A 24,328-nucleotide genomic window follows, 5' to 3' on the forward strand; every position below is an offset into this window, starting at 1 on the left:
ACGAAGTGATTAGATACCTCCGTATCTTCTCCCGCGGCGCTGATATTCTGCAATTGCTTGCATAAATAATGATTCCGTGAATTCCGGCCAGTATGCCTCCGTAAACCAAAGCTCCGAATATGCTAATTGCCAAAGTAGAAAATTGCTTAGTCTGAGCTCACCACTTGTTCGAATTAACAAGTCTGGATCTGGTAAATCCGAAGTTAACATATAGGAAGAAAAACTTGCCTCATCCAAATCTTCTATTTGTAGTTTGCCATTTTGAACATCACGAATCATATCCTGAACACCAGCAATCATTTCTTTACGCCCACCATAATTCAAGGCAAAGTTCAGAATGAGTCCTGTATTATCTTTCGTCCGTTCGATAGCTCCCTCAATCGCTTTGAGTGTGTAATCAGGTAAGCCTTCTTTCCAACCAGTCATTCGGATACGAACATTGTTTTCGATCAGCTCTTCAATTTCTAAAGGAAAAAATTCTTGAGGAAGTTTCATCAAAAATTCAACTTCTTCCTTCGGTCTTTTCCAATTTTCCGTTGAAAAAGCATACATCGTTAGCACCTTAACACCGATCTCATTTGCAGCCATTGTAATTTTCTTGACATTTTTCATGCCGGAATGATGCCCTGCTACGCGAGGCAAGCCTCTTTGCTTAGCCCAACGACCGTTCCCGTCCATAATGATAGCGACATGTGCTGGCACTTTGTCTAATTCGATAGCTGGTATAGCTGAAGAAACAGACTTAACATTGATTCCTAACCATTTCTTAATTAGCTTGAGCACAGTTGTTCCTCCCAACTAGGGAAAGATGAAAAACCCCCAGCGAATACCCGGGGGCATATCTATCTTATACTTCCATGATTTCTTTTTCTTTAGCAGCCAAAACTTTCTCAACTTCAGCTACGAATTTATCTGTGAACTTTTGGATATCTTCTTGATGTTTGCGGGACTCGTCTTCGGATATCCCTGCTTTTTCTAACTTTTTGATCTCATCGTTGGCATCACGACGAATGTTACGAATAGCAATTTTTGCTTCTTCGCCAAATTTCTTCGTCATTTTTACAAGATCGCTACGACGCTCTTCTGTTAAAGCTGGAATTACAATTCGAATAACCAAGCCGTCATTAGATGGCGTTAATCCTAAGTCAGACTTCATAATCGCTTTCTCAATCGATGTCATCGAACTTTTGTCCCATGGCTGAATGAGTAAAGTACGCGAATCAGGTGTTGTTAAATTCGCAAGTTGATTCACAGGAGTCATTGCTCCGTAATATTCCACTTGGATGCGATCTAATAAAGATGGCGTAGCACGGCCTGCACGAAGAGAAGTTAAGTCTCTTCTCAATGCGCCAATTGCTTTATCCATCCGATCTTCTGCATTCTTTTTTACTGATTGTGGCATGGTTTAGACACTCCCTTTAACTGTAGTCCCAATTTTCTCGCCAAGGACCACTCGTTTGATATTCCCTTTTTCTGTGATATTGAACACCACTAACGGGATGTTGTTATCCATACAAAGGGAAGATGCGGTGGAATCCATGACACCAAGATTGTTACTGATAACTTCCATATAGGTTAACGTCTCAAATTTCTTCGCTGTTGGATCTTTGAAAGGATCTGCTGAGTATACGCCATCGACTTTATTTTTGGCCATGAGAATAACTTCTGCTTCAATTTCAGCTGCTCTTAAAGCTGCAGTTGTATCCGTTGAGAAGTATGGATTCCCTGTACCTGCCGCGAAAATAACAACTCTCCCCTTTTCAAGGTGACGCATTGCTCTTCTGCGGATGTATGGTTCAGCCACTTGCTGCATAGTAATGGATGATTGAACTCTTGTAGGCACATCCAGATTCTCTAGTGCATCCTGCAGAGCCAATGAATTCATGACAGTTGCAAGCATACCCATGTAATCGGCTGTCGCACGATCCATACCCTTCTCACTACCTGCAATACCACGCCAAATGTTTCCACCGCCCACTACAATAGCGACTTCTACATTTAACTCCACAACATCCTTTACCTGTTGGGCAATGGAAGTAATGACTTCCGAATCAATGCCATAACCCTGCTGTCCTGCCAAAGCTTCGCCGCTCAATTTTAGCACTATTCTTTTATAAAAAGGTTGACCCAACTTGTATAACCTCCGTTTCAATGCTTGAAAAGATCTCTCTTATTGGCTAAAAAAGAAGGAACACCAAGTGTTCCATCTTTTTTAAATGCCTATTATAGTTTAACTTGGGACATAACTTCTTCCGCAAAGTTCTCTTGTTTTTTCTCAAGACCTTCACCAAGGCCAAAACGTACAAACCGACGAATGGAGATGTTCTCGCCGATTGCTGAAATTTTTTCATTCAACAATTGGTCGATTGTTTTGTCTGGATCTTTAACGAATTGTTGCTCCATCAAACAGAACTCTTCGTAGTATTTACCGATACGGCCTTCAACCATTTTGTCAATGATTTTCTCTGGTTTGCCTTCATTCAAAGCTTGGTTACGAAGAATTTCTTTTTCTTTCTCCAAAGCTTCTGTAGGCACTTCTTCACGACGTACATAAGTCGGGTTAGCTGCTGCGATATGCATTGCGATATCTCTGCAGAAAGTACGGAATTGCTCTGTTTTACCAACGAAGTCAGTTTCACAGTTGATCTCAACAAGTACGCCTACTTTACCGCCAGCGTGAATGTAAGATTCTACTGCGCCTTCAGTAGCAATACGGCCTGCTTTGTTAGCTGCAGCAGAAAGACCTTTCTCGCGAAGCAATTCGCCTGCTTTGGTGATATCCCCGTTTGCTTCTTCAAGCGCTTTCTTACAATCCAACATTCCTGCGCCTGTTTTTTCACGTAACTCTTTCACTTGTGCTGCTGTAACTGCCATTGAAAGAAACCTCCCGATAGTTGTTATTGGTATGTAAAACCTGTGATTCTTTAAAAAAAGGGTGGTGACAGGCTGTTACACCTTCCAACCACCCTTTTCACATTCCTATAGATTAAGCTGTTGTTTGCTCGCCTTGGTGTGCTTCGATAACTGCATCAGCAATTTTTGCTGTTAATAACTTAACGGCACGAATCGCATCATCGTTACCTGGGATCACGTAATCAATTTCGTCCGGATCGCAGTTTGTATCAACGATACCAACGATTGGGATACCCAATTTGCGAGCTTCCGCAACAGCAATACGCTCTTTGCGTGGGTCGATAATGAAAAGTGCGCTAGGCAGACCTTTCATGTTCTTGATTCCGCCCAAGAATTTCTCAAGACGATCTTTCTCTTTACGGAGAATGATAACTTCTTTCTTAGGAAGAACTTCGAAAGTACCGTCCTCTTCCCATCTTTCAAGAGTTTTCAAACGGTCAATACGCTTTTGAATCGTTTGGAAGTTTGTTAGCGTACCACCCAACCAACGTTGGTTGATGAAGTACATTCCGCAACGTTCTGCTTCTTCAGCAACGGAATCTTGTGCTTGTTTTTTTGTTCCTACGAAAAGAATCGTACCATTATCTTCAGAAACGGATTTAACAAAGTTGTATGCTTCTTCAACTTTTTTAACCGTTTTTTGTAGATCGATAATGTAAATACCGTTTCTTTCTGTAAAGATGTATTTGTCCATTTTCGGGTTCCAACGACGTGTTTGGTGACCGAAATGTACGCCAGCTTCTAAAAGCTGTTTCATGGAGATAACTGCCATCCCCAATCCCTCCTCTAAAATGGTTTATTTGGTATCCGCCGCCTGTCGCATCTTTGCATAAAACTTACCAAAGTAAGCACCATTATGCAAATTGACGGGCGTGAGTTTTTAACACCGTGAATAAATATACCACAACTAAAATGCCTATGCAACCTTTTGTCATAATAGTCATTTTGCCCTTCAAATGGCATCTATATGTACAGAAACAACAAAAACAGACCTCATAATTAAGATCCATTTGTCGGACTATCTATTGAACTGTAATTAAATTGGTCACGACTTTTGGGATATCCGTAACTCCCTCGAAAACATGGTAACCGATTTGAATTTTGGTGTTGCCACCTTGTTTTTCAAGCTCCGTAACGAAAGCTTTCCGATCAGTAATAATACCAGATTTCACAAGAAGTTCACTGACAGCTGTCGCATCAAGATTTGGCTGTACATAAATAATTATTTTCGGAGTAGCTTCAGGTGTATTTGCTTTGGGCTGTTCCTGAGGTTTAGCTGCCGTCAATTTGTCTGTTTCCTCTTTGACCTTTTTCAAAACTGCTGCATCGAACTCAGTTTGTGTATATACTTTTGTGTTCTTATCGAATACTTGGTAGTATTTCGTAGCTTCAACCTTTAACTTCTGAGGATCCATTTCATCCAATGCAATGCCTATTTGACCAGGTGCACTAGCCCGCACAGACATAATTTGCAGAAGTAAGGCTCCTACAATAATTCCAGTCCCTATTCCAAAAACGTACGACCTATTTTTAAACACGGGCCCTTTCCTCCTGTCTGGATAATTGAAGGATTAGACTGACCTCGCCTTTATTCATGCCTAGCTTCTTAGCAATGGCTTCGACGCCTTTTCCTTGATCATGGAGTGAAAATAGCTCACTGTATCTGCTCTTCATACTCAATCCAGTGTAGATAGGTTCTTCCACTATCGATTCTTTAGAGGCTGCAGCAAGTTCAGAGGATGTAACTTGAACAGAATCGGCTGGATTAGTAATAGGTATACTCGAGTCTACAGCATGCTGAGCTTCAGACGAGATATCAGTAGCCGCATTTGTTCTTTGATTCATTTGATGATTGACATGCACTTTCGTTAATTCCTGGGACAGTTCATGCTTTTGCTTTTCCAATGATTCCAGTCTGCCTGCAAGCTTAGCAAGCTCTATCTCGTAATCTTGTTTCGTTTTGGAGAACAAATTGAGCAGCGTTTGATTTTGTTCGTCCATCTCAGCAGCGAAATGCTCGATGGTTTCCTCGATGTCTTGGACTACGTTCGTCTTAGTGGACGCTGACGCTTGCTCCTTAGGCAGGAAACGTGCATAAACAATCAAGATAAGTCCTAGAAGTACGACATACATCCACGGCTGCATAGCCATTGGGTTCACCTTTTTCTATATGTGAGATAACTTGTTATAAGGATAAATCAATATGATGCCCTTTATATGGATGATCTGGCTGATGACTGCCTTCAGGGGAAGCTGAAACTGTCTTACCTTTGTTCTTTGCGTTCCCCTTATTAGACTGCTGACGCTGGTCGCCATGATCCTTGATATCTGTACGAACGCTCTCTTCAAGCTTGCTGCTACGATGACGATCCTTCTCCGTTGTTTGAGCAGCTTGATTCTCCAAAATCGTTTCGTCCTGCCGCGGTTTTTGCATAAGCTGATTTTGACGGATGCCCGCTTCATCGTTTTTGTGTACAGCGAACTGTAAATCGATGGCTTTAAAACTCATCGCTTACCCTCTCCTTCACTCACACATAGGCACTCATGGAAATATCGCCTTCACTTAAACGGAACGTCATACGGTTTGTTGGATCTTTGACAAATTTCGTATACCGGCCAATGACAATCTTCGTTCCTCCATAAATGGTAGACAATACTTCTACCTTCGCTTTTTCGGAGTCCTCTAACGATTTCTCAATCTCAAAAATACGCTCTTTAATGGTATTTTGCTCTTCTAAAGCTTGTTTTTTCGTATGAGTCAACTTGATTCGCATGGCCACTTTATCCGTGCTTAGTTGACCTGCTGCTGCTAATTGATTTAATAAGGTAAGCGCTTTATCCGTTTTATCCATATTTTCCATATACACTTTTAATTGGTTGCGTAGATCAATCATTTCATTACGAAGCTCAGGTAGAACACCAACTTCAACAACAGTAGCCGTTGACATCGAATTCCCTATCGTCCTCGCAGTAACACGCTCCCCGGCTTGTATGGTGCCTCCAACAATGAGTCCTTTGGAACCATTACAATTTACAGCCTTGCCTGCTCTAATCGTTGAATGCATGATACTCTGAGAAACCGTTAGTTCTCCAGAGACTTCAACAATTGCATCCTGAATGAAGGAACTTTTTACATTCTTCCCTGCTTTGACATGTGCTTTATTCTGCCCTACAATGCCTGCACTAATTTCAATAGAACCTTCGGCTTCCAGTTCTGCCGCTTCCACACCACCAGTGACACGAATATCCCCAGCTGCACGGATTTTAAAACCAGGAAGGACATTTCCTCGAATAACCACTGTCCCGATAAAATCAATATTCCCAATATTATAATCAACATTTCCATTCACTTCATAGACAGGAAACACATTAATTTTGTCACGATCTGTTCTTACCACCATACCATCAATAGTAGAATAAAGGCCCATTTGTTCAGCGTCCGTTACCACATTCTTGCCTAATTTAAATCTAGCTTCTTTCCCCGCTTTAGTAAAAAGGGTTTCGCCTGTAACCGCTCTTCCCGGTGTGCCTTCCGTTGCCAGAAAACGCTGCCCGATAAGCTGTCCTTTTCTAACATTATGAAGGGATACAACTTCTTTATAGTTTACTCTGCCGTCATCCAGCTCCAGCGGTTTTTTTTCATCCTCATCGAAATCAAATATAAATTTAATATAGCCGCTCTGGCCTTCTATTGCCTTCGTCCCCGCTGCAATCGCTACTTTTTGATGATAAAAAGGTTTCGGATTTGCAGCTATTTGAGCAAGTAAAGGTCGGTTTAAACCGTGAACGATGTGATTCCTTTGAGCTAACTCTTCCAATTGTCCTGCTGTTACTTGAAAGTCGTTATCAGCATTGTTAATTAACAAATAAGCTGTTAATTTGTCATCCGAGATGGAAATACTAATGTAAAAATCCAAAGGCATGTTCCTCTCAAGCATAGACAAACCACCTTTCATTACCTTCTGATTGTATGCTATGTATCTTGAAATAATTGCGTCTTAAATCGACCTAGTACGCCTTTAAGCCGAAGAATTGCTTTCGAATGTAATTGTGAAATACGAGAAGGAGACAAGCACATTACCTCAGCAATTTCGCTTAAGGACAGCTCTTCGAAATAGAATAACGAGACAACCGTTCTCTCTTTCTCCGTTAATCTTTCAATAGCCTTCGCCAAAGATTCCTTCAAATAAAACTCATTCACTTGAAACTCAGGGTTCTTAGCCTTTTCGTCAACAAGTAATGAAAGGCGTGTTTCCGAATCTTCCTCTCGGATGGGATCATCGATCGAACAAACAGTTGTAATCGAAATATCCTGAAGCATTTGCTGAAAATCTTGCTCACTAATTTGCAAATAATTGCTGATCTCAGCATCCGTAACGGAACGTAGATACTGCTGCTCTAGCTTCTGGTAAGCATCTTCGACCTTCTTAGCCTTTTCTCTCACAGAACGAGGTACCCAATCCCCTTGCCGAAGTCCATCAATAATAGAACCACGAATTCTCCAAGAAGCATAGGTTTCGAATTGTAGTCCGCGTGAATAGTCAAATTTCTCCACAGCATCGATAAGGCCCATCACACCAAAGCTCGATAGATCCTCTCTCGAAACACTTTTGGGAAGTCCTATTGCCATACGTCCGGAAACATAATCAACTAAGGGCAAGTAGCTCTCGATAAGCGACTGCTTAGCGGGAACCCAGCCCTGCTCCTTCCATTGCTTCCATAACTCGATATTGACTAGCTGTGATTGCTTTTGTTCGATCATAATTTATGTTTCACCATCCTTAGTCTTCAGACATTCGCCTTAAGGCACCCGCCAGTTGTTCAGGGTCCAAATTATTCTTGGTGACTAGCTTAGGTGGATTCAGTGGTGAAAATTGCATTTCGTTAGATCGTACAGAGTTATTACTGCCAAGGTTAGCCTTCATCATCTCACGTGTTTCCTCATCCTCATCTGGCGTAGTCAAATCCAATGATTGACCAACGGATGATTCTGTCGCGGGATTCGCATAAGATGCTCCGCCTGCAGCATGTTCAGCTCCTATCATTACACCCAACACCCATCTAAAACCAAATGTTAGAACGAATAAAATAAGAAAGCTGTATGCACTTTTAAGACAAGTAGAAAGAAATAAATTATTGCCGATCGATAAGGCAAATGTAAATAAGCCCGCCAATGATGCTACGATGACATTAATTCGAATGGTTCCAATCATCATCAAATTTCCTTTACTCCTAATTGGACACTTCGAATAACCAGGATGCCGGTTTCACTATGGAATTCTATCGTTCGACCGTAATTAGCCCCGGTATCCTCAGCACGAATCGGAATTTTGTATTTATTCAACATTTCCTTACAAGATTCTACATTTCTTGGACCAATTCTCATCGTATCATTATTTCCAGCAAATGCAAACATTTGAGCACCGCCTGCAAGCTTAGCTTCAAGCCTATTTACAGTAGCTCCGAGCTTTTCCATTCTGGATATTAACTCAGGAATAGCCGTATCCGCGTATTTAGCAAGGTTCAGCGAGCCTTCACGAGCTATCTCGGACGAAGGCAGCATCACATGAGCCATACCTGCCACTTTTACGCGGCTATCATATAAGGTGACACCCACACACGAACCCAGCCCTGTTGTCTTCAATACACCTGTCTGGTGAGCAACATTCAGGTCAGCCATTCCTACTTTAACTAAATTATCTAACGTCATGGAGACTCTACCCCTAATGCCGAAAATATTTTGCCAAACGATTCCGGATCAGGAATTAAGAAGAAATGCCCTTGTACTTCATTTTCCCCTTCCATAAATTTGGTATCAATGAGAAGCGCTTGATCTCCCATTTGACCAAATTGCAATAAACCATAGCTTAAAATGGCACCAGCCATGTCAATTGCTAACGCAGGGACAGTAGGCTGCATATTCAAATTCGTGAAATCAGCAAGAGAGGATAAATAAGAACCGGCAAGAATATTCCCGATTTCATTCAAAGCCGATAATTCCAGCTCTGAATACTCTTCTTGATCTTCGATATGTAACCCAATCAATTCTCTTAACATGTTTTTGGCGGCATCTAAATCTAGGATAAAAAACATATTCCCTGGCGCATCTCCATCAACACGTAAGAAGATTGCAAGAACAACCGTTTCTGCTCCGCCAACACTTTCGCAGATTTCTTCGAAAGGAAGCATTCTAACCTTTGGTACAAGCATATCTATTGGCTTATCCAGCAAAGTAGATAAGGCAGTAGCTGCATGCCCCGCACCTATGTTACCTACTTCTTTGAGAACATCCATTTGAAAATCCTCTAATCGACTAAACACATCCACAAGTTATTCCTCTACTCTTTCTAGCTGTTGAATTTCATTGCGATCCAATACTTGCTCTAAATTCAGCAGAACTAGCAATCTTTGTTCGCCAACGCGTGCGATACCATCCAAATACTTGGCTTTGATACCGCCCACGATTTCCGGTGGATTATCAATATTGTCTGTGTCCAGATCGATAACATCATTCGCAGAATCTACGATAAGGCCAACTTCAAAGTCACCGGCAGATACGATGATGATACGAGTAGCATCTGAATTAACTAGCTCTTCAAGTCCGAATCTTGAGCGAAGATCAATAATTGGAATAACAACACCACGAAGATTAATAACGCCTTTAATAAAGGCCGGCGCTTTAGGTACGCGCGTCATTGGCTGCATTCTTTCGATCGTTCTAACTTTCTCAACTTCCACACCGTACTCTTCCGTTCCAAGTGCGAAGACGATTACCTTTTTCTCTTCTCCCATTGTGAAACCCTCCTTAAAAGTATGTAATTATTTAATCAATGCATTCGGATCAATGATCAATGCGACTTGTCCATCCCCTAGAATCGTTGCACCAGATATTGCAAATAGTCCGGATAAATATTTACCTAATGTTTTGAGAACGATTTCTTGCTGACCAATAAATTCGTCTACCATCAAGGCAACTTGTTTGTCCCCTTTACGTACAACAACAATCTCAGTCTCTTCCTCAAGATCCTCATTAAAATCAGGTACATTAAACAATGTACTGAGAGATACAAGAGGAATAACCGTATTACGATACTCCACCATTTTGTTACCGTGAATGTTTCGAATCTGTTGCTTCTGAATAGCTGAAGTTTCAACAATGGATGATAACGGTATCGCATATTTTTCGCTGCCAAGACGCACAAGCATGGCAGAAATAATGGACAACGTCAGTGGTAATTGAACAGAGAACTTACTTCCAAAACCTGGTTTGGAATCAACTTGAACATGCCCACCCAACATCTGAATCTTCGTTTTCACAACGTCAAGACCAACGCCACGTCCAGAAATATCAGAAATTTTCTCGGCCGTACTAAAACCAGATGCGAACAACAAGTTGTATACTTCCAAATCACTTAACTTCGCTGCTTGTTCTGCTGTTACAAGGCCATTCTTGAGTGCAGTCTTCAATACTTTTTCTCTATAAATCCCTCTACCATCTTCTTCAATTTCTATAAAGACATGATTCCCACTATGGAAAGCACGCAACTGAATGGTACCTTGCTCACTTTTACCAGCTGCCAATCGATCGCTGATAGACTCAATACCATGATCTACGGCATTACGCAGTAAATGTACAAGGGGGTCACCGATTTCATCAATAACGGTCCTATCTAATTCCGTTTCAGCACCTGTAATGACCAAATCTACTTTCTTATCTAGCGATTTAGCCAAGTCCCTTATCATCCGTGGGAAGCGATTGAATACAGAATCAACAGGAACCATGCGGAGCTTCAATACTATATTTTGCAAATCACTGCTGACCCTAGACATATGTTCAACGGTTTCAGTCAGATCATTACGTTTAACCTCGCTAGCAAGTTGTTCTAAACGTACTCGATCAATTAATAGTTCGCTGAACAGATTCATGAGTGCGTCTAAGCGTTCAATATCAACACGAATTGTACGACTTGCAACAGGTGCCCCACCTGCAACTAGTTTAACTGCAGTCGCAACTGGCTCAACATTATGTATGGCTTCAACAGATACAACAGGTGTGATCGCTTCTGCAACCGCTGCAGCTATTTCTTGTCTTGCCGCCTCAACTTCAGTTCTTGGACGGGATAATTCGGCAAGCGATTCGGAATCAACTGTGATAATGACGGCAGATTGGATTTCGGAAACGTTCAAAATTTCTTTCTCTAATGTTGCTTGATCAACCATAGAAATGAAATAAAGTGAGAAGGAACGATCAAATTTCTCTTGTTCGATTTCTTGTACGGATGGCGTCGCTTTCACGATTTCGCCCATTCTTTCCAGTGCATCGAACACCATATATGCCCTTGCTGCCTTAAGTACACAATTTTCATTAACACTTACTTCGATATAGAATACAAGGAATCCCGAGTCAATCGATTGTTGAAGAATAGAGAATTGAAACTCATCAACTTCGATACCTTTTGCTGGTTCCTTCGCAGCTGTCACAGCCGGAGCTTGTGCGGTTTTATAGTCACCTGTCACGATGGAACGAAGAGCAACGACGATTGGTGAAACATCTGCTTTCCCAGTACCACCTTGAATAATATCTTCAACCATGGATTCCAATGAATCAAGACTTTTGAAAATGCAGTCAAAAATGAATGGGTTCATTTCAATTTTACTGTTACGTACCAAGTCCAACACATTTTCCATCTCGTGCGTAAGAGCAGCGATATCCTCGAAGCCCATTGTTGCGGACATCCCTTTCAACGTATGAGCAGAGCGGAAAATGTTATGAACAATACTAATATCCTGGGGATTGCTTTCTAAATTAAGTAAGTTCTCATTCAAAGATTGCAAATGCTCTTTCGATTCATCGATAAACATGGATAAATATTGACTAAGTTCCAAAACCACACACCTCCAATAGAATCATTATGTAACCTGCATGCTAAATTTCATTAATTAAGTACGCATTGAGCTAATCGAATGGCTATATCCTGCTGTGGCAAAACATGCATCGCAGCTTGGATCTCTACAGCAGCTCTAGGCATCCCGTATACGACACAGGTTTCTTCGCACTCGGCAATGGTTGTTGATACGCCAGATTGCTTTAATGAGAGCATGCCTTTAGCTCCATCGCTGCCCATACCGGTCATCAGGACGATGTGCCGCTTCAACTCACTCATACCAAGCAAGGACTCAAACATGACATCCACCGAGGGCCGGTGGCCAGAACGAGGATCTTCTTTGGTCAATCTAATTTTGTACGTTTTGTCAGTATCTTTGTAGATGACCATATGCCATCCTCCCGGAGCTACATAAGCTGTTGCCGTTTGTAGCACATCCCCTTCCGCAGCCTCGACAACCTGTATCTGAGAAACGTCATTCAGACGTTGGGCTAATGATTTGGTGAAATTAGGTGGCATATGTTGAACAATTAAGATCGGCGCAGGAAAACCTGCAGGAATATGAGAGATCACCTGATGTAAGGCGCGAGGTCCTCCTGTTGAAGTACCTATGGCTACTAGATGATCGAAATGCGTTGAAACAGGCTTAGCAGCAAGTTTAGTATCCGGTGCTTTCATCAAACTGTCATTACCTTTGGATATTAACGGTTGTATAACCTGCGGAGACACAGGCTGCTGCTGTACCGGCCTTAACTTCGTTCGAACTGCCATATGCAGCTTCTCATGAAGAAGTTGTTTAACTTTATACAGGTCAAGGGATATGGAGCCTGACGGCTTTCGAATAAAGTCGACAGCGCCCCACTCGAGCGCTTTAATCGTTTCAAAAGCACCCTCCTGGGTTAAGGAACTTAACATAATGACGGGCGTTGGTTGTTCTGCCATGATTCGTTGTAAAGCATCCAAACCGTTCATTATTGGCATTTCCACATCCATCGTAACGGCATCGGGGCGTAAAAGCTTCACTTGTTCAATAGCTTCTTGACCATTTTTTGCTGTTCCTATTACTTTGTACTGAGGGTTATCTGAGATCAAATCGCTTATAATTTTTCGCATAAAGACGGAGTCATCTACGACAAGAATGTTATATGGTGCCAAGCTGCTTACCTCCCTCTTATGTGCATATTCGACACGATTTGCGAAAATCCTATTTTAAAAGTTTCATCATTTTATTTAAAAAGCCCTTGACACCGGATGTTGGTGTTTCGACTACTTGATAACCATTCAAATAATTATCAACTAATAATTGAAGACTGCGTGATGCAGCCGAATTGGGAAAAGCAACAGTAAAAGGAATCTGCTTTTTAACCGCCTTAGATACAGCCGCATCATCATCAACGAATCCTAAGGTAGGGATTTGAATATCCAGAAATTGTTTAGCTACTAAAGAAATCTTATCAGCCGTGTGCTTGCCTTCCTTGGCATCGGTTACTCGGTTGATAACGAGTTTAAAAGAAACGTCATGTCCCATTGAGTTAACCATTTTAATAATGGCATAAGCATCCGTTATGGAAGTAGGCTCAGGCGTTGTGACAACGAACGCTTCTTCGGCGGCAAGAATAAATTTCAACGTTTCTTTGGACAATCCAGCTCCTGTGTCAAAAATGATAAAATCAACATACCCGTTGAGCTGCATGACTTGCTCGGCAAAGTAGTTCAGTTCTTCATCGGTTAAGCGAAGTAAATCGTTAAATCCAGAACCACCAGCAATAAAATCTAAATCATTGTAGCCTTTCTGGATAATTTCCCAGATCGTTTTTTCCTTTTTCAACAAGTGATACAAATTGTATTTGGAGGAAATCCCCATAAGCACATCAATGTTGGCAAGCCCAATGTCTGCATCAAAAACAAGAACCTTATATCCTTGGGACTGAAGCGTTAAAGCAAAGTTTAGCGTAAAATTTGATTTGCCTACGCCTCCCTTTCCGCTAGTCACGGTAATAATCCTGGTTGCTTTTGTGCCTTTGTCATTCTGTATCTGTACCAGGTTCCGCAACCCTTCTGCTTGATCCTTCATGCTCTAGGTTCCTCCAATAACAAATCGATGATTTGCCACTCATTCATTTCCGTAATATCATCGGGTACGCTTTGACCGTTCGTAACATACGAAAGCTGCAGTGAGAACTCGTGAACAACATTTACAATAGCACCGTAGGAGTCTGTTTCGTCCATTTTGGTGAATAAGACTTTGTCTAACTTAAACTTATTAAAATTGTTCGTGATCGCTCTCATGTCCCGATACTTTGTTGTTAAGCTAAGTACCAGAATGGTCTCACTATTTCCTTGTGTCTTAAGCAAAGAGTTAAGCTCCGAAACATACATTTCATTTCGAAAATTGCGTCCAGCCGTATCCATAAAAATGATGTCACATTGTTCTAGATTATGAAATGCTTTCGCTAAATCCTGCGGCGAGAAAACAACTTCAAGGGGTACATTCAAGATTGTTCCATATGTTTTCAACTGCTCAATTGCTGCAATTCGATACGTGTCTGAAGTAATAAAACCAACCTTACGTTGATATTTCAACACTTGCTCTGCTGCTAATTTTGCTATGGTTGTCGTTTTACCAACACCTGTTGGACCTACGAAATGTACCACACGTGTTTGTGGTGAAATTTGTTTACTGCAATTGGACTGAAACACCTGTCCCAGCTTGGATCGCACGACTTGAAGAGCTGACTCATCCGTTAAAGGCTCTTCTGCAAGTTGAAAATCTGCCATTACCTCATCCATAATCTGACGAACTAATGTAGGATCTACTTCTTGGTCAAATAATCGTTGTTCAATCTTCTGTAAAGGTTCAGGGAGATTTGACACGTCGGATGCGTGAGTAAGCTTTCTCATCATTTCCTTCATTTGTTTGAGCTCCTCCATGAGATGCTCATCTTTGAGATTGACTCTATTAGGTGCATTTACCGAAACAGGTGAGTAAGACTGCTGTGATGTATATGTCTGTTGCGTCTCAACGCCTGCGCTAGCGGTAACGGGTACTTTTTTAGCAGAAACAGGAGCGATCACATCTGGGACATCAGGAAAATCTGACAAATGCGTTTGGGCTCTTGCAGGTTGATCTTGAGTTATGACTTTTTGTTGCTGAGGCTGCGTTTGAGGTGCTAACCGCTGAGCGGCCCCTCCTGAATTCGTGCTTGCTCCATCAATTGCAGCGATAACTTCAATCTTTTTCTTTCCGAAAAGACCAAGAAAACCACCTGTGCGAATTTCCTTGGTATTGAGGATTACCGCATCCTTGCCTAAATCCGTTCGAATTTTTTGCAAAGCGTCCGGCATGGAATCGACAACGTATCTTTTTACTCTCATAAATTGACTACCCCCATACTCTGAATTTCAACGCTAGGCTCTAATTCGCTGTAGGATAATACAGGTATATCTTGCAAAGTTCTCTCAAGCAATTGTCTTAGATACATCCGAATCGTTGGTGAGGTTAAAATAACAGGCTGTTGTCCGGATTGAATCAATTTAGTAACTTGCTCGCTGACGCGATGATAAATAATTTGTGAAGAAGATGGATCTAGTGCTAAGTAGCTTCCTTGATCTGATTGTTGAACAGAATCGGCAATTTTCTTTTCCACAGAAGGACCAACCGTAATAACTTTTAGGGAATCACCTAAAGAAGTAAACTGCTGAGTGATTTGTCTTGATAATGACTGTCTAACATATTCAGTCAGTATTTCTGGATCCTTTGTATAAGAGCCATAATCAGCAAGAGTTTCCAAAATCGTTACCAAGTCACGTACAGAAATTTTCTCACGCAGTAACTTTGCCAATACCTTCTGAACGTCCCCAACCGATAACACGGAAGGAATAAGATCATCAACAAGTGCTGGATAAGACTCGCGAACATTCTCAATAAGTGCTTTTGTTTCTTGGCGACCCAGAAGTTCATGTGTATGTTTCTTAATAATTTCGGTTAAATGTGTAGCCACTACGGAAGGAGGATCGACGACTGTGTAGCCAGATAGCTCCGCTCTTTCTTTAGTCACTTCATCTATCCATATAGCAGGTAATCCAAAGGCAGGCTCAGTCGTTTCAATACCTGCTATTGAATCATCATCAATACCAGGACTCATGGCTAGGTAGTGATTTAGAAGTAGTTCGCCGCGTGCAACCGTATTGCCTTTTATTTTGATGATATACTCATTAGGACGTAGTTGAATATTGTCACGTATGCGAATAACGGGTACGACAACCCCAAGCTCAAGCGCACATTGTCGGCGAATCAAAATAATCCGATCTAGTAAATCTCCACCTTGTTGGGTATCAGCAAGTGGTATTAAACCATAACCGAATTCAAACTCGATGGGATCCACTTGTAACAAGGAAATGACACTTTCAGGACTTCGCACTTCCTCAATTTGCTGCTCTTCCACCAATTGTTCTTCTTTGATCGCTTCGCGTTCCAAATTCTTTTGCATTCTAAATGCCGCAAAAATTAACAAACCAGCAATCGGAAACGTGGTAAACCAATGAATAGGAGTGAAAATGCCAAGTACCATAAGTGTCCCAGCAACAATATATAGAAGCTTAGGTTGTGCTGTTAATTGTTTCGTAATATCGTGGCCTAAATTACCTTCAGAAGATGCTCGTGTTACGATAATACCGGCAGCCGTTGAAATCAATAGAGCAGGAATTTGACTGACGAGTCCATCACCGATGGTCAGAATTGAGAATGTTTCGAGTGCTTCGCCGAAAGGCATCCCTTTCATGGTCATCCCAATAATGAAGCCACCAATCAAATTGATGACGAGGATGATAATGCCCGCGATGGCATCCCCTTTTACAAACTTACTCGCACCATCCATTGCTCCATAGAAATCAGCTTCTCGTTCAATCTTTTGTCTACGTTCACGGGCTTGGACCTCGTTGATTAAACCTGCATTCAAATCTGCGTCAATACTCATTTGTTTTCCAGGCATCGCATCGAGTGTAAATCTCGCTGCAACCTCGGCAACGCGCTCAGAACCTTTGGTAATTACAATGAATTGTACCAAGACAAGGATGAGAAACACGACGAATCCCACGACGATATTGCCTTGAGCAACGAAAGATCCAAAAGTTCTGACCACGTCGCCTGCTTCTGCATGCGACAAAATGTTTCGCGTCGTTGATACGTTTAACGCCAACCGAAACAAAGTCGTAATCAGGAGCAAAGAAGGGAAGATTGAGAACTGAAGGGCTTCTTTTGTATTCATAGCAACCAAAATAATCATTAAGGCAATCGATATATTAATAATTAAAAGAAAATCCAGCAAGGGGATTGGAACCGGTACAATCATCATTAATACAATTCCGATAATGCCTATAAGAACAAATAAATCCTTGATCTTCATCTGATTGTACCTCCCTCCTCATTAGTTCGTTTTGCCCTTCACTTTATATACATAAGCCAATACTTCAGCGACAGCCTGGAACAGCTCAGCGGGAATGGATTCACCAATTTCCACCTGTGCAAAGATCGCTCGAGCAAGCGGTTTATTTTCCATCGTCATAATACCGTTTATCTTCGCAACTTCTTTAATCTTTAAAGCAACATAATCCGCGCCCTTAGCAATAACAGTTGGGGCTTGCATATTGTTCGAATCATATTTCAAAGCAACCGCAAAGTGGGTTGGATTGGTAATAATAACATCAGCTTTGGGGACTTCTTGCATCATGCGCTGCATGGCCATCTGGCGCTGTTTCGAGCGGATCTTTCCTTTGATAAGGGGATCCCCTTCACTCTTCTTATACTCATCCTTAATATCCTGTTTGGACATTTTCAGACTTTTCTCGTGCTCATACTTTTGGTAAATGTAATCAAAAATGGCGAGTACAATTAAAATCGCTCCAATTTTGATCCCTAGTTTTAGCGTGAGTGAGGCAATAAATGAAAATGTACTCTCCAATGGAGCATGGCCAAGACCTAGCAGTTTAGCTTTTTCCCCCATTAATGTCGTGTACACGACATATCCGATAATTAACATCTTCAATGTCGACTTAAGAAAATCCATAACGGTTCGCAGCGAAAAAATTCGCTTGAAACCTTCGATCGGATTGATCTTGTTAAACTTCATCATCAGGGGTTCGCCAATGAACATAAAGCCAATTTGTGCATAATTCCCAATAAAAGCTACTAAAACCACAAGGATGAAAATTGGAGCTAAAATGATTAACCCTTGTTTAACTAAATCTACGAATAATACCTGAACGTTTGCGGCTGTAATGTCCATCGTCAGTTGATTCTCATAAACGTTGCGAAAGATTTTTATCATCTTCTCTTTCATATAACCACCGAACATGAGGAACGATAGAAATGAAAAGAGTAAAATAAATGCCGCAGGCAAGTCCATACTCTTCGCAACTTGACCCTTTTTACGAGCATCTTGCCTTTTCTTTGCTGTAGCAGGTTCCGTCTTTTCCCCAGCAAACCATTGTAAATCAAGCTTCAATCGAAATGTTTGGGACACGGCTTACCTCCTACTTAGGTGATGGTTGCTGTGTGCCGCTAATCAGTTGAAGCAACTTCTCCATGTAATCAAAAATTATTGCAAATAAATGTTGAAATTGTGATATTAATTCAGGGAAAAGAATAATTAACAGGAAAAAACCAAGAATCATCTTCAAAGGTGCGCCAATAACGAAAATATTGAACTGCGGAGCCACCCTCGTTAAGAGACCTAGTCCTAAATCTGTCAAAAAAAGGGCTGCTATGATAGGAGCAGCGAGTTGAAACGAGAGATAAAACATTTTAGACAGCGATTGAAATAAGAAATTCGAAATTTGTCCATCATAGATGCGTGTGAACAACTGATTGTCGAGCGGTATCCAGCGGTAACTGTCAATAATTGCTCTGACCAAATAATGGTGTCCATCAAAAGAAAGAAAAAGAAGCACAGCGACCATGTATTTAAGGTTACCTAACATTGGGGTTGAGGCCCCCGTTAGAGGATCAATCACACTCGCCATACTGAAGCCGATTTGCATATCCATAAAAGAGCCGGCTGTTTGGACAACCGTAAAGAAGATATAGGCGAGAAAACCAAGTAAAACGCCAACAAGCATTTCACGAATGATCAATAGAATGTATTCACCATCCATGGGAATGGGTTTATCCAACCCCATAGTCGCAAAAATGATTAGCGAGATGAATACAGATAGACCGATTTTGAACATCATCGGAACATTTCTTGAAGAGAGAATTGGAACTACGACAAAGAACGATGTAATTCGACAAAAAATAAGCAGAAAGATAGGGATAACTTGGAAAAAGTATGTCATATCGCTCACAACCTATCCAACGAATTTGTAAAGGTTGTTGAGTAAATTAAAGGTAAAGTCAACCAGTGTATTCATAATCCAAGGGCCAAATATTAAGATAGACAGCAGAACCGCGACAATTTTGGGAACAAACGCTAAGGTTTGTTCTTGAATTTGCGTCGTTGCTTGAAAAATACTTATGATCAGACCAACGACAAGCCCAATAATAAGCATGGGTGCACTTGCTTTAAGAACGGTATAAACAGCCTCACCAGCAATCCGTATTACAAATTCCGAGCCCATTTAGGAAACCTCCGATATCTTGATCCTTAACCATAGCTTAGGAGTAATGATCTCACCACAAGATACCAACCATCTACAAGTATGAAAAGTAGAATTTTAAAAGGGAGTGAAATCATAACAGGCGGTAACATCATCATTCCCATTGCCATTAAGGTACTGGATACAACCATATCAATGACTAGAAATGGGATGAAAATCATGAACCCCATCTGGAAAGCTGATTTCAGTTCACTTATTGCGTATGCCGGAACTAATGAAGTAATCGGTATATCTTCTACGCCTGTAGGTGCTTTAGCTTTGTTGTAGTCTAAGAACAACTTTAGATCCTTCTGACGTGTATGTTTAAACATAAACTTCTTCATTGGTAAGGCTGCTTTCTCAAAAGCCTGGGTCTGATTAATTTCACCCTTCAGATAAGGCTGCAGAGCTGTCTGATTAACCTCCCCCAAAGTTGGAGACATGATAAAAAAGGTTAAAAACAGAGCTAGTCCGATTAGAACCTGATTAGGCGGCATCTGCTGGGTTCCAAGTGATGTTCGAACGAATCCAAGCACGATGACAATTCTTGTGAAACAAGTCATTAAAATAAGAAAAGATGGTGCAAGACTTAATACGGTTAATAAGAGCAATAAAGTTACGGTATTAGATGATCCACCTGCTGTGCCACTAGTTCCAATATTCACATTTAACCCTGGTATCGGATTGTTTGGATCTACTTCAGCAGCAGAAGCTGTCAGAGTTAAGAGGAATACTGATATTACTACAATCAGAAATGTAATAACTATTTTATTTCTTTTCATTCATCATTCAACCGATCTGTTTGTTTTTGATCAGAAAGCCATTCGTGAGCATCTTTATTACGGTTTGATACTCGCTGCAGCCTATCGTGAAATACTTGTTGAAAGGATGAAGTAATTTCCACTTCTTCCTCGATCTCTTTCTTTCTAACAGAAAGTTTGCTTATCCAGTTACTTATTGCACCAAAGCCAACACGATCATCTTGAGAAGAAGTAAGCAATTCCGAAATATACGCAACTTCATCGGCGTCATTGATCTTATCCAACAACTGAATGTTCTCACCGACGCCAACCACGAAGAGCGAATGACCAATTTCAACAATCTGAATCGATTTATTTTGTCCGAGGGGAACTCCACCTAAAGAACGAATTGAGTTCCCGAACATCATACCTTTATTTTTCTTAGCTATGTACTTTATAAGAACAAAGAATAAGAGAATAATTAATACGAGAAAGAAAATGACCTTGACAATCATGCCAAACGAATTAAATGAGTCCGTAGTCGGAAATTCCGATGTTGGAAGACCTTGTCCCGGCTCTGTTTCAGCAAAGCTAATAGCTTTGGTATATAACATTGCGACTACACTTAATATTGCAGTAATCAGTCGTTTCGATTGGAGTCTTCTCATAGTCACAACCCTTTCGGTTTATGTAAGACTCAACCGAACGTAGACGGCTTAACCTAGAGTCTTTTTAATCGCTTCGATAACACGGTCTGCTTGGAATGGTTTCACGATAAAGTCTTTAGCCCCTGCTTGAATGGCATCAATAACCATGGCTTGCTGCCCCATCGCCGAACACATAATGACCTTAGCAGTAGGTTCAATTTTTTTGATTTCTTTCAATGCTTGAATGCCGTCCATCTCAGGCATCGTAATATCCATTGTAATTAAATCTGGTTTCAATTCCTTGTATTTTTCGATGGCTTGAGCACCATCATTCGCTTCTCCACAAACCTCATAACCATTTTTAGATAAAATATCACGAATCATCATTCTCATAAATGCAGCATCATCAACAATTAGAATACGGTTAGCCATGAGTAAAATCCCCCTAAAATTAAATTATTGTAATTTTTGAATTCGTTCCCACTGGTTAACAATGTCTGTAACACGAACCCCAAAGTTTTCATCGATGACGACAACTTCGCCTTTGGCAATCAACTTATTATTGACTAAGATATCCACAGGCTCACCTGCCAGCTTATCCAATTCAATGATAGAACCCTGGGAAAGTTCTAAAATGTCTTTAATCACCTTGTTCGTTCTGCCTAATTCTACAGTTACCTTAAGAGGTATATCCAGTAGTAAATTAAGGTTTGTATCATCAGCCTGCGCCAACGAACCCGATTGTAAATTCCCGAATTGTACGGGTTGAACATTTACATTTCGATTAGGCATTCCACCATAAGCTGCCGGAGGCTGCTGATACATGGGTTGTTGTGGCGGGTACATGGGCTGTTGTGGTGGATACATGGGCTGCCCCATTGGTGGCTGTTGATACATCGGTTGTTCATACACGGGCTGCTGTTGTTGGTACATAGGCTGATCGTATATTGAACTAGGAGCTGCAGGAGGCGGTGTATGAGCTTCCTGTGCTGGTACTGGTGACGGAGCCGGTGCTTGAGCCGCTGCTTGAGCCGCTGGCGCAGCCTCCATTGAAGAGTCAGAATCACCACCCATGAGAATCGATACCATTTCTTTGGCGAATGGAACAGGTAATAATTGCATGATGTTAGAATCAATAAGATCGCCAATGGCTAGTCGGAACGATATCTTTATAAATACGTCCTCGTCGGGTAGTTTTCCTTCTCCTTTCGACAAATTTAATATGTCGATTCCTGGGGGAGAGATATTGACAAATCGATTGAAGATAGTGGACATGGACGTAGCAGAAGATCCCATCATCTGATTCATGGCTTCTTGGACAGCGCTGATGTGAATTTCACTAAGATTTTCATCACCGCCAGTACCATCACCGCCCATCATTAAATCAGCAATGACCTGGGCATCACGTGTTTTAATGACAAGTAGATTAATACCATCAAAACCATCAACATAATTCACATGAACGGCTACATGAGGTCTTGGAAACTGCTCTTCCAATTCTTCTTTACCAATAATAGAAACCTTTGGTGTCGTAATGTCTACTTTCTTTCCAAGCAAAGTCGAAAGCGCTGTCGCTGCACTACCAAACGTGATATTACCAATTTCACCAAGTGCATCCTGTTCTAGGGGAGATAAATAGTCTTCAACTTTAGGAGGCCCGTTAAAAGAAGAGGCTGAACTATCGTCCGATGACTGTCTCAACAAAGCATCGATCTCTTCCTGGGACAAATAATCTCTGTTATTCGTCATAATCTTCTTCTCCTTCGTTTACGATTTCTGTAATTTGTACAGCCATCTTCCCTTTTAAGGTACCGGGGCTTCCGAGATATTTCAGCTTCTCGCCCACTTTGACTTGAAGCGAATCTTCGACGGATTTATGCAGCGGGATTACATCGCCAGGCACTAAGCCAAGGAAATCACGTATTGAAATTTCGGACGATCCCAATTCTGCAATGAGAGGCAGCTTGGTTTTTTCCAAGCGCGATTGAAGTGCTTCCACTTCTTCAGGTGCTCTCGTCTTCTTCTGGGAGACAAACCAATGATGCACAGAAAGTCGAGGCATGATGGGTTCGATAACCACATGAGGGATACACAAGTTGATCATCCCTGTTGTATCACCGATTTTGGTGCTAAGTGATATTAGTGCAATGGTTTCATTGGGTGAAACAATCTGCATGAACTGCGGATTTGTTTCCAGGGCCTCTAAACGAGGTTGAATATCAATGACAGTCTTCCATGCCTCTTGTAAACTATCGAATGCTCTGCTAAAAATACGTTCCATCACAATCGTTTCAATCTCAGTTAAAGCATTAATTTTGGTTGGGGTCGTACCCGCACCGCCTAACAAACGATCCAACATAGCAAATGCGACATTGGGATGAACCTCAAGCACCATTCGACCCTCTAAAGGCTCCGCTTCAAAGATGTTCAAAATGGTCATTTTCGGGATCGAACGAATAAATTCGTCGTAGGGCAGTTGTTCAACCTGGACAACACTAATCTGTACGAACGTACGGAGCTGAGCAGAAAAATACGTTGTTAAAAATCGTGCAAAGTTTTCGTGAATCCGGGTTAAGCTACGAATATGATCCTTTGAGAAACGTACTGCTCTCTTAAAGTCATAAGCCCTTACCTTCTTCTGCGTTTCCTCTTTCTTAAGTTCATCCGCATCCATTTCGCCTGAGGACAAAGCAGCTAGCAAGGCATCGATCTCATTTTGCGACAGAACATCAACCATTCGAGTCACCTCCTTTAAGCAAAATCAAAAGCGAGTTATTGAAGTACTTTATCGGTTATCCAAATTTGCTTGATTTTACCCTCATGTAACAATGGGTTAAGCTTGTTCATTAACGTAGAAGTTAAACTATCTGAACCTTTACTGCCTTCAATTTGTTCCTTTGTCAAATCCCCTAGCGCTTGTACTATTGTGCCTTTAACAGCAGATTCAAGCAAACTATCAAATTCCGTTTTTGACTTCGAGTTCTCTAACTCAAAAGCGAAGCTGATTTTAATAAAATTCTGACTGCCAGATAAGTTAGTCAAAATGTCTTTAATAATAGCTGTGTTTGCCTTTACAGCCTCAGCTGATGGCGCTTTCGTTGGCTTCACGCTTGCAACAGCTTCCTGAGCTTGTACCGCAGGGTCTTTGGATTGATTATTTTTCTCCATAAAATTCCACAAAACAAAGGCAGCCGTCAAAATCAAAGTAATTGCAATTAATATGGAGACAATGAGTATAAAAATTTTGTTCTTAAACACTTACGAACCCTCCGCATCCCTGGACTTTATTGTCGCTCGTACTGAGCCAATCTCTTGCATGTAGGTCCGCACTAAGCTTACCACAACCTCTGCTTTTTCGAGTACTGTGATTTTCTTGCCTGTTGTCAACGTGATCATTGTGTCTGGAGTCTCTTCAATAAGTTCGATCAGTATAGCATTCAGGATAATAGCTTTACCGTTTAAACGAGTGAGAGAAATCATGTTTCTCCTCCTGTATCAGGATAAGGGGAGT

Annotated in this window: 29 protein-coding genes; all 29 read right to left on the bottom strand. The window is 41.3% G+C overall.

Annotated features, from left to right (window positions below; genetic code table 11):
• Window positions 1-9 precede the first annotated feature (9 nt).
• The 29 genes from QFZ80_RS17345 to QFZ80_RS17485 all read right to left on the bottom strand — a co-directional run bounded on the left by QFZ80_RS17345 (window position 10) and on the right by QFZ80_RS17485 (window position 24,297).
• Window positions 10-783, bottom strand: a complete 774-nt coding sequence (locus tag QFZ80_RS17345; RefSeq protein WP_029195237.1) for an undecaprenyl pyrophosphate synthase — start codon at window positions 781-783, stop codon at window positions 10-12.
• A 64-nt stretch (window positions 784-847) separates the two neighbouring features.
• The gene (frr, locus tag QFZ80_RS17350; RefSeq protein ID WP_029195236.1) at window positions 848-1,402 is read right to left on the bottom strand and encodes a ribosome recycling factor; all 555 of its coding nucleotides are present in this window, start codon (window positions 1,400-1,402) and stop codon (window positions 848-850) included.
• A 3-nt stretch (window positions 1,403-1,405) separates the two neighbouring features.
• A complete protein-coding gene (gene pyrH, locus QFZ80_RS17355; RefSeq protein ID WP_029195235.1) occupies window positions 1,406-2,131 on the bottom strand; it encodes a UMP kinase in 726 nt (241 codons plus the stop codon).
• A 92-nt stretch (window positions 2,132-2,223) separates the two neighbouring features.
• Complete coding sequence (gene tsf, locus QFZ80_RS17360; protein WP_307443477.1) at window positions 2,224-2,874, bottom strand: translation elongation factor Ts; 651 nt, start codon at window positions 2,872-2,874, stop codon at window positions 2,224-2,226.
• Window positions 2,875-2,986: 112 nt separating this feature from the next.
• Window positions 2,987-3,685, bottom strand: coding sequence for a 30S ribosomal protein S2 (gene rpsB, locus QFZ80_RS17365; protein ID WP_029195233.1), 699 nt, complete (start codon window positions 3,683-3,685; stop codon window positions 2,987-2,989).
• Between the two features lie 250 nt (window positions 3,686-3,935).
• Window positions 3,936-4,451, bottom strand: a complete 516-nt coding sequence (locus tag QFZ80_RS17370) for a hypothetical protein (RefSeq protein ID WP_307545133.1) — start codon at window positions 4,449-4,451, stop codon at window positions 3,936-3,938.
• Complete coding sequence (locus tag QFZ80_RS17375; RefSeq protein WP_307560193.1) at window positions 4,444-5,064, bottom strand: hypothetical protein; 621 nt, start codon at window positions 5,062-5,064, stop codon at window positions 4,444-4,446. Before QFZ80_RS17375 ends, QFZ80_RS17370 begins: the two co-directional genes overlap by 8 nt.
• A 34-nt stretch (window positions 5,065-5,098) precedes the next feature.
• Window positions 5,099-5,422 carry a hypothetical protein gene (locus QFZ80_RS17380; RefSeq protein ID WP_307560195.1) on the bottom strand — a complete coding sequence of 108 codons (324 nt, stop codon included), beginning with the start codon at window positions 5,420-5,422 and terminating at the stop codon, window positions 5,099-5,101.
• Between the two features lie 19 nt (window positions 5,423-5,441).
• Entirely contained in the window at window positions 5,442-6,851 is a 1,410-nt protein-coding gene (locus QFZ80_RS17385; RefSeq protein ID WP_307560197.1) for a flagellar assembly protein A, read from the bottom strand.
• A gap of 35 nt (window positions 6,852-6,886) precedes the next feature.
• A complete protein-coding gene (locus QFZ80_RS17390; RefSeq protein WP_307545129.1) occupies window positions 6,887-7,675 on the bottom strand; it encodes a FliA/WhiG family RNA polymerase sigma factor in 789 nt (262 codons plus the stop codon).
• Window positions 7,676-7,694: 19 nt separating this feature from the next.
• Window positions 7,695-8,132, bottom strand: a complete 438-nt coding sequence (locus tag QFZ80_RS17395) for a hypothetical protein (RefSeq protein WP_307545128.1) — start codon at window positions 8,130-8,132, stop codon at window positions 7,695-7,697.
• Entirely contained in the window at window positions 8,129-8,623 is a 495-nt protein-coding gene (locus QFZ80_RS17400) for a chemotaxis protein CheD (RefSeq protein WP_307545127.1), read from the bottom strand. The genes QFZ80_RS17395 and QFZ80_RS17400 overlap by 4 nt, the downstream gene beginning before the upstream one ends.
• The gene (locus QFZ80_RS17405) at window positions 8,620-9,207 is read right to left on the bottom strand and encodes a chemotaxis protein CheC (RefSeq protein ID WP_373460110.1); all 588 of its coding nucleotides are present in this window, start codon (window positions 9,205-9,207) and stop codon (window positions 8,620-8,622) included. The genes QFZ80_RS17400 and QFZ80_RS17405 overlap by 4 nt, the downstream gene beginning before the upstream one ends.
• 36 nt (window positions 9,208-9,243) lie before the next feature.
• Window positions 9,244-9,705 carry a chemotaxis protein CheW gene (locus tag QFZ80_RS17410; RefSeq protein WP_307545125.1) on the bottom strand — a complete coding sequence of 154 codons (462 nt, stop codon included), beginning with the start codon at window positions 9,703-9,705 and terminating at the stop codon, window positions 9,244-9,246.
• 27 nt (window positions 9,706-9,732) lie between these two features.
• A complete protein-coding gene (locus QFZ80_RS17415; protein WP_307560199.1) occupies window positions 9,733-11,799 on the bottom strand; it encodes a chemotaxis protein CheA in 2,067 nt (688 codons plus the stop codon).
• Window positions 11,800-11,849: 50 nt separating this feature from the next.
• Entirely contained in the window at window positions 11,850-12,953 is a 1,104-nt protein-coding gene (locus tag QFZ80_RS17420) for a protein-glutamate methylesterase/protein-glutamine glutaminase (RefSeq protein WP_307560201.1), read from the bottom strand.
• Window positions 12,954-13,002: 49 nt separating this feature from the next.
• Entirely contained in the window at window positions 13,003-13,872 is an 870-nt protein-coding gene (locus QFZ80_RS17425) for a MinD/ParA family protein (RefSeq protein ID WP_307545122.1), read from the bottom strand.
• Entirely contained in the window at window positions 13,869-15,173 is a 1,305-nt protein-coding gene (flhF, locus tag QFZ80_RS17430) for a flagellar biosynthesis GTPase FlhF (RefSeq protein ID WP_307560203.1), read from the bottom strand. Before flhF ends, QFZ80_RS17425 begins: the two co-directional genes overlap by 4 nt.
• Window positions 15,170-17,203, bottom strand: coding sequence for a flagellar biosynthesis protein FlhA (gene flhA / locus QFZ80_RS17435; protein ID WP_307545120.1), 2,034 nt, complete (start codon window positions 17,201-17,203; stop codon window positions 15,170-15,172). Before flhA ends, flhF begins: the two co-directional genes overlap by 4 nt.
• 21 nt (window positions 17,204-17,224) lie before the next feature.
• The gene (gene flhB, locus QFZ80_RS17440) at window positions 17,225-18,319 is read right to left on the bottom strand and encodes a flagellar biosynthesis protein FlhB (protein ID WP_307560206.1); all 1,095 of its coding nucleotides are present in this window, start codon (window positions 18,317-18,319) and stop codon (window positions 17,225-17,227) included.
• Between the two features lie 10 nt (window positions 18,320-18,329).
• Window positions 18,330-19,130 (bottom strand): flagellar biosynthetic protein FliR, encoded by an 801-nt coding sequence (gene fliR, locus QFZ80_RS17445; RefSeq protein ID WP_307560208.1) that lies wholly within the window; start codon window positions 19,128-19,130, stop codon window positions 18,330-18,332.
• Between the two features lie 12 nt (window positions 19,131-19,142).
• A complete protein-coding gene (gene fliQ, locus QFZ80_RS17450; RefSeq protein WP_029195371.1) occupies window positions 19,143-19,412 on the bottom strand; it encodes a flagellar biosynthesis protein FliQ in 270 nt (89 codons plus the stop codon).
• A 26-nt stretch (window positions 19,413-19,438) separates the two neighbouring features.
• The gene (gene fliP, locus QFZ80_RS17455; RefSeq protein WP_307545117.1) at window positions 19,439-20,212 is read right to left on the bottom strand and encodes a flagellar type III secretion system pore protein FliP; all 774 of its coding nucleotides are present in this window, start codon (window positions 20,210-20,212) and stop codon (window positions 19,439-19,441) included.
• Entirely contained in the window at window positions 20,209-20,838 is a 630-nt protein-coding gene (locus QFZ80_RS17460; RefSeq protein WP_307545116.1) for a flagellar biosynthetic protein FliO, read from the bottom strand. Before QFZ80_RS17460 ends, fliP begins: the two co-directional genes overlap by 4 nt.
• A gap of 48 nt (window positions 20,839-20,886) precedes the next feature.
• Window positions 20,887-21,249 carry a response regulator gene (locus QFZ80_RS17465; RefSeq protein WP_029195368.1) on the bottom strand — a complete coding sequence of 121 codons (363 nt, stop codon included), beginning with the start codon at window positions 21,247-21,249 and terminating at the stop codon, window positions 20,887-20,889.
• A 24-nt stretch (window positions 21,250-21,273) separates the two neighbouring features.
• On the bottom strand, window positions 21,274-22,566 hold the full coding sequence (gene fliY, locus QFZ80_RS17470; protein WP_307545115.1) for a flagellar motor switch phosphatase FliY: 1,293 nt from the start codon (window positions 22,564-22,566) through the stop codon (window positions 21,274-21,276).
• The gene (fliM, locus tag QFZ80_RS17475; RefSeq protein ID WP_171688257.1) at window positions 22,556-23,554 is read right to left on the bottom strand and encodes a flagellar motor switch protein FliM; all 999 of its coding nucleotides are present in this window, start codon (window positions 23,552-23,554) and stop codon (window positions 22,556-22,558) included. Before fliM ends, fliY begins: the two co-directional genes overlap by 11 nt.
• A gap of 35 nt (window positions 23,555-23,589) precedes the next feature.
• Window positions 23,590-24,075 (bottom strand): flagellar basal body-associated FliL family protein, encoded by a 486-nt coding sequence (locus QFZ80_RS17480; RefSeq protein ID WP_307545114.1) that lies wholly within the window; start codon window positions 24,073-24,075, stop codon window positions 23,590-23,592.
• The gene (locus QFZ80_RS17485; RefSeq protein WP_029195364.1) at window positions 24,076-24,297 is read right to left on the bottom strand and encodes a flagellar FlbD family protein; all 222 of its coding nucleotides are present in this window, start codon (window positions 24,295-24,297) and stop codon (window positions 24,076-24,078) included.
• Window positions 24,298-24,328: the final 31 nt, after the last annotated feature.

Source organism: Paenibacillus sp. V4I7 (assembly GCF_030817275.1).
Lineage (GTDB): Bacteria > Bacillota > Bacilli > Paenibacillales > NBRC-103111 > Paenibacillus_E.

What these genes read in the sequence shown, in the direction of transcription:
- frr (WP_029195236.1), bottom strand. Translation starts at nt 1,402, where the DNA reads ATGCCACAATCAGTAAAAAAGAATGCAGAAGATCGGATGGATAAAGCA.
- tsf (WP_307443477.1), bottom strand. Translation starts at nt 2,874, where the DNA reads ATGGCAGTTACAGCAGCACAAGTGAAAGAGTTACGTGAAAAAACAGGC.
- rpsB (WP_029195233.1), bottom strand. Translation starts at nt 3,685, where the DNA reads ATGGCAGTTATCTCCATGAAACAGCTTTTAGAAGCTGGCGTACATTTC.
- QFZ80_RS17375 (WP_307560193.1), bottom strand. Translation starts at nt 5,064, where the DNA reads ATGGCTATGCAGCCGTGGATGTATGTCGTACTTCTAGGACTTATCTTG.
- QFZ80_RS17380 (WP_307560195.1), bottom strand. Translation starts at nt 5,422, where the DNA reads ATGAGTTTTAAAGCCATCGATTTACAGTTCGCTGTACACAAAAACGAT.
- QFZ80_RS17385 (WP_307560197.1), bottom strand. Translation starts at nt 6,851, where the DNA reads ATGCTTGAGAGGAACATGCCTTTGGATTTTTACATTAGTATTTCCATC.
- QFZ80_RS17390 (WP_307545129.1), bottom strand. Translation starts at nt 7,675, where the DNA reads ATGATCGAACAAAAGCAATCACAGCTAGTCAATATCGAGTTATGGAAG.
- QFZ80_RS17400 (WP_307545127.1), bottom strand. Translation starts at nt 8,623, where the DNA reads ATGACGTTAGATAATTTAGTTAAAGTAGGAATGGCTGACCTGAATGTT.
- QFZ80_RS17405 (WP_373460110.1), bottom strand. Translation starts at nt 9,207, where the DNA reads ATGGATGTTCTCAAAGAAGTAGGTAACATAGGTGCGGGGCATGCAGCT.
- QFZ80_RS17410 (WP_307545125.1), bottom strand. Translation starts at nt 9,705, where the DNA reads ATGGGAGAAGAGAAAAAGGTAATCGTCTTCGCACTTGGAACGGAAGAG.
- QFZ80_RS17425 (WP_307545122.1), bottom strand. Translation starts at nt 13,872, where the DNA reads ATGAAGGATCAAGCAGAAGGGTTGCGGAACCTGGTACAGATACAGAAT.
- flhF (WP_307560203.1), bottom strand. Translation starts at nt 15,173, where the DNA reads ATGAGAGTAAAAAGATACGTTGTCGATTCCATGCCGGACGCTTTGCAA.
- flhA (WP_307545120.1), bottom strand. Translation starts at nt 17,203, where the DNA reads ATGAAGATCAAGGATTTATTTGTTCTTATAGGCATTATCGGAATTGTA.
- fliR (WP_307560208.1), bottom strand. Translation starts at nt 19,130, where the DNA reads ATGACATACTTTTTCCAAGTTATCCCTATCTTTCTGCTTATTTTTTGT.
- fliQ (WP_029195371.1), bottom strand. Translation starts at nt 19,412, where the DNA reads ATGGGCTCGGAATTTGTAATACGGATTGCTGGTGAGGCTGTTTATACC.
- fliP (WP_307545117.1), bottom strand. Translation starts at nt 20,212, where the DNA reads ATGAAAAGAAATAAAATAGTTATTACATTTCTGATTGTAGTAATATCA.
- QFZ80_RS17460 (WP_307545116.1), bottom strand. Translation starts at nt 20,838, where the DNA reads ATGAGAAGACTCCAATCGAAACGACTGATTACTGCAATATTAAGTGTA.
- QFZ80_RS17465 (WP_029195368.1), bottom strand. Translation starts at nt 21,249, where the DNA reads ATGGCTAACCGTATTCTAATTGTTGATGATGCTGCATTTATGAGAATG.
- fliY (WP_307545115.1), bottom strand. Translation starts at nt 22,566, where the DNA reads ATGACGAATAACAGAGATTATTTGTCCCAGGAAGAGATCGATGCTTTG.
- fliM (WP_171688257.1), bottom strand. Translation starts at nt 23,554, where the DNA reads ATGGTTGATGTTCTGTCGCAAAATGAGATCGATGCCTTGCTAGCTGCT.
- QFZ80_RS17485 (WP_029195364.1), bottom strand. Translation starts at nt 24,297, where the DNA reads ATGATTTCTCTCACTCGTTTAAACGGTAAAGCTATTATCCTGAATGCT.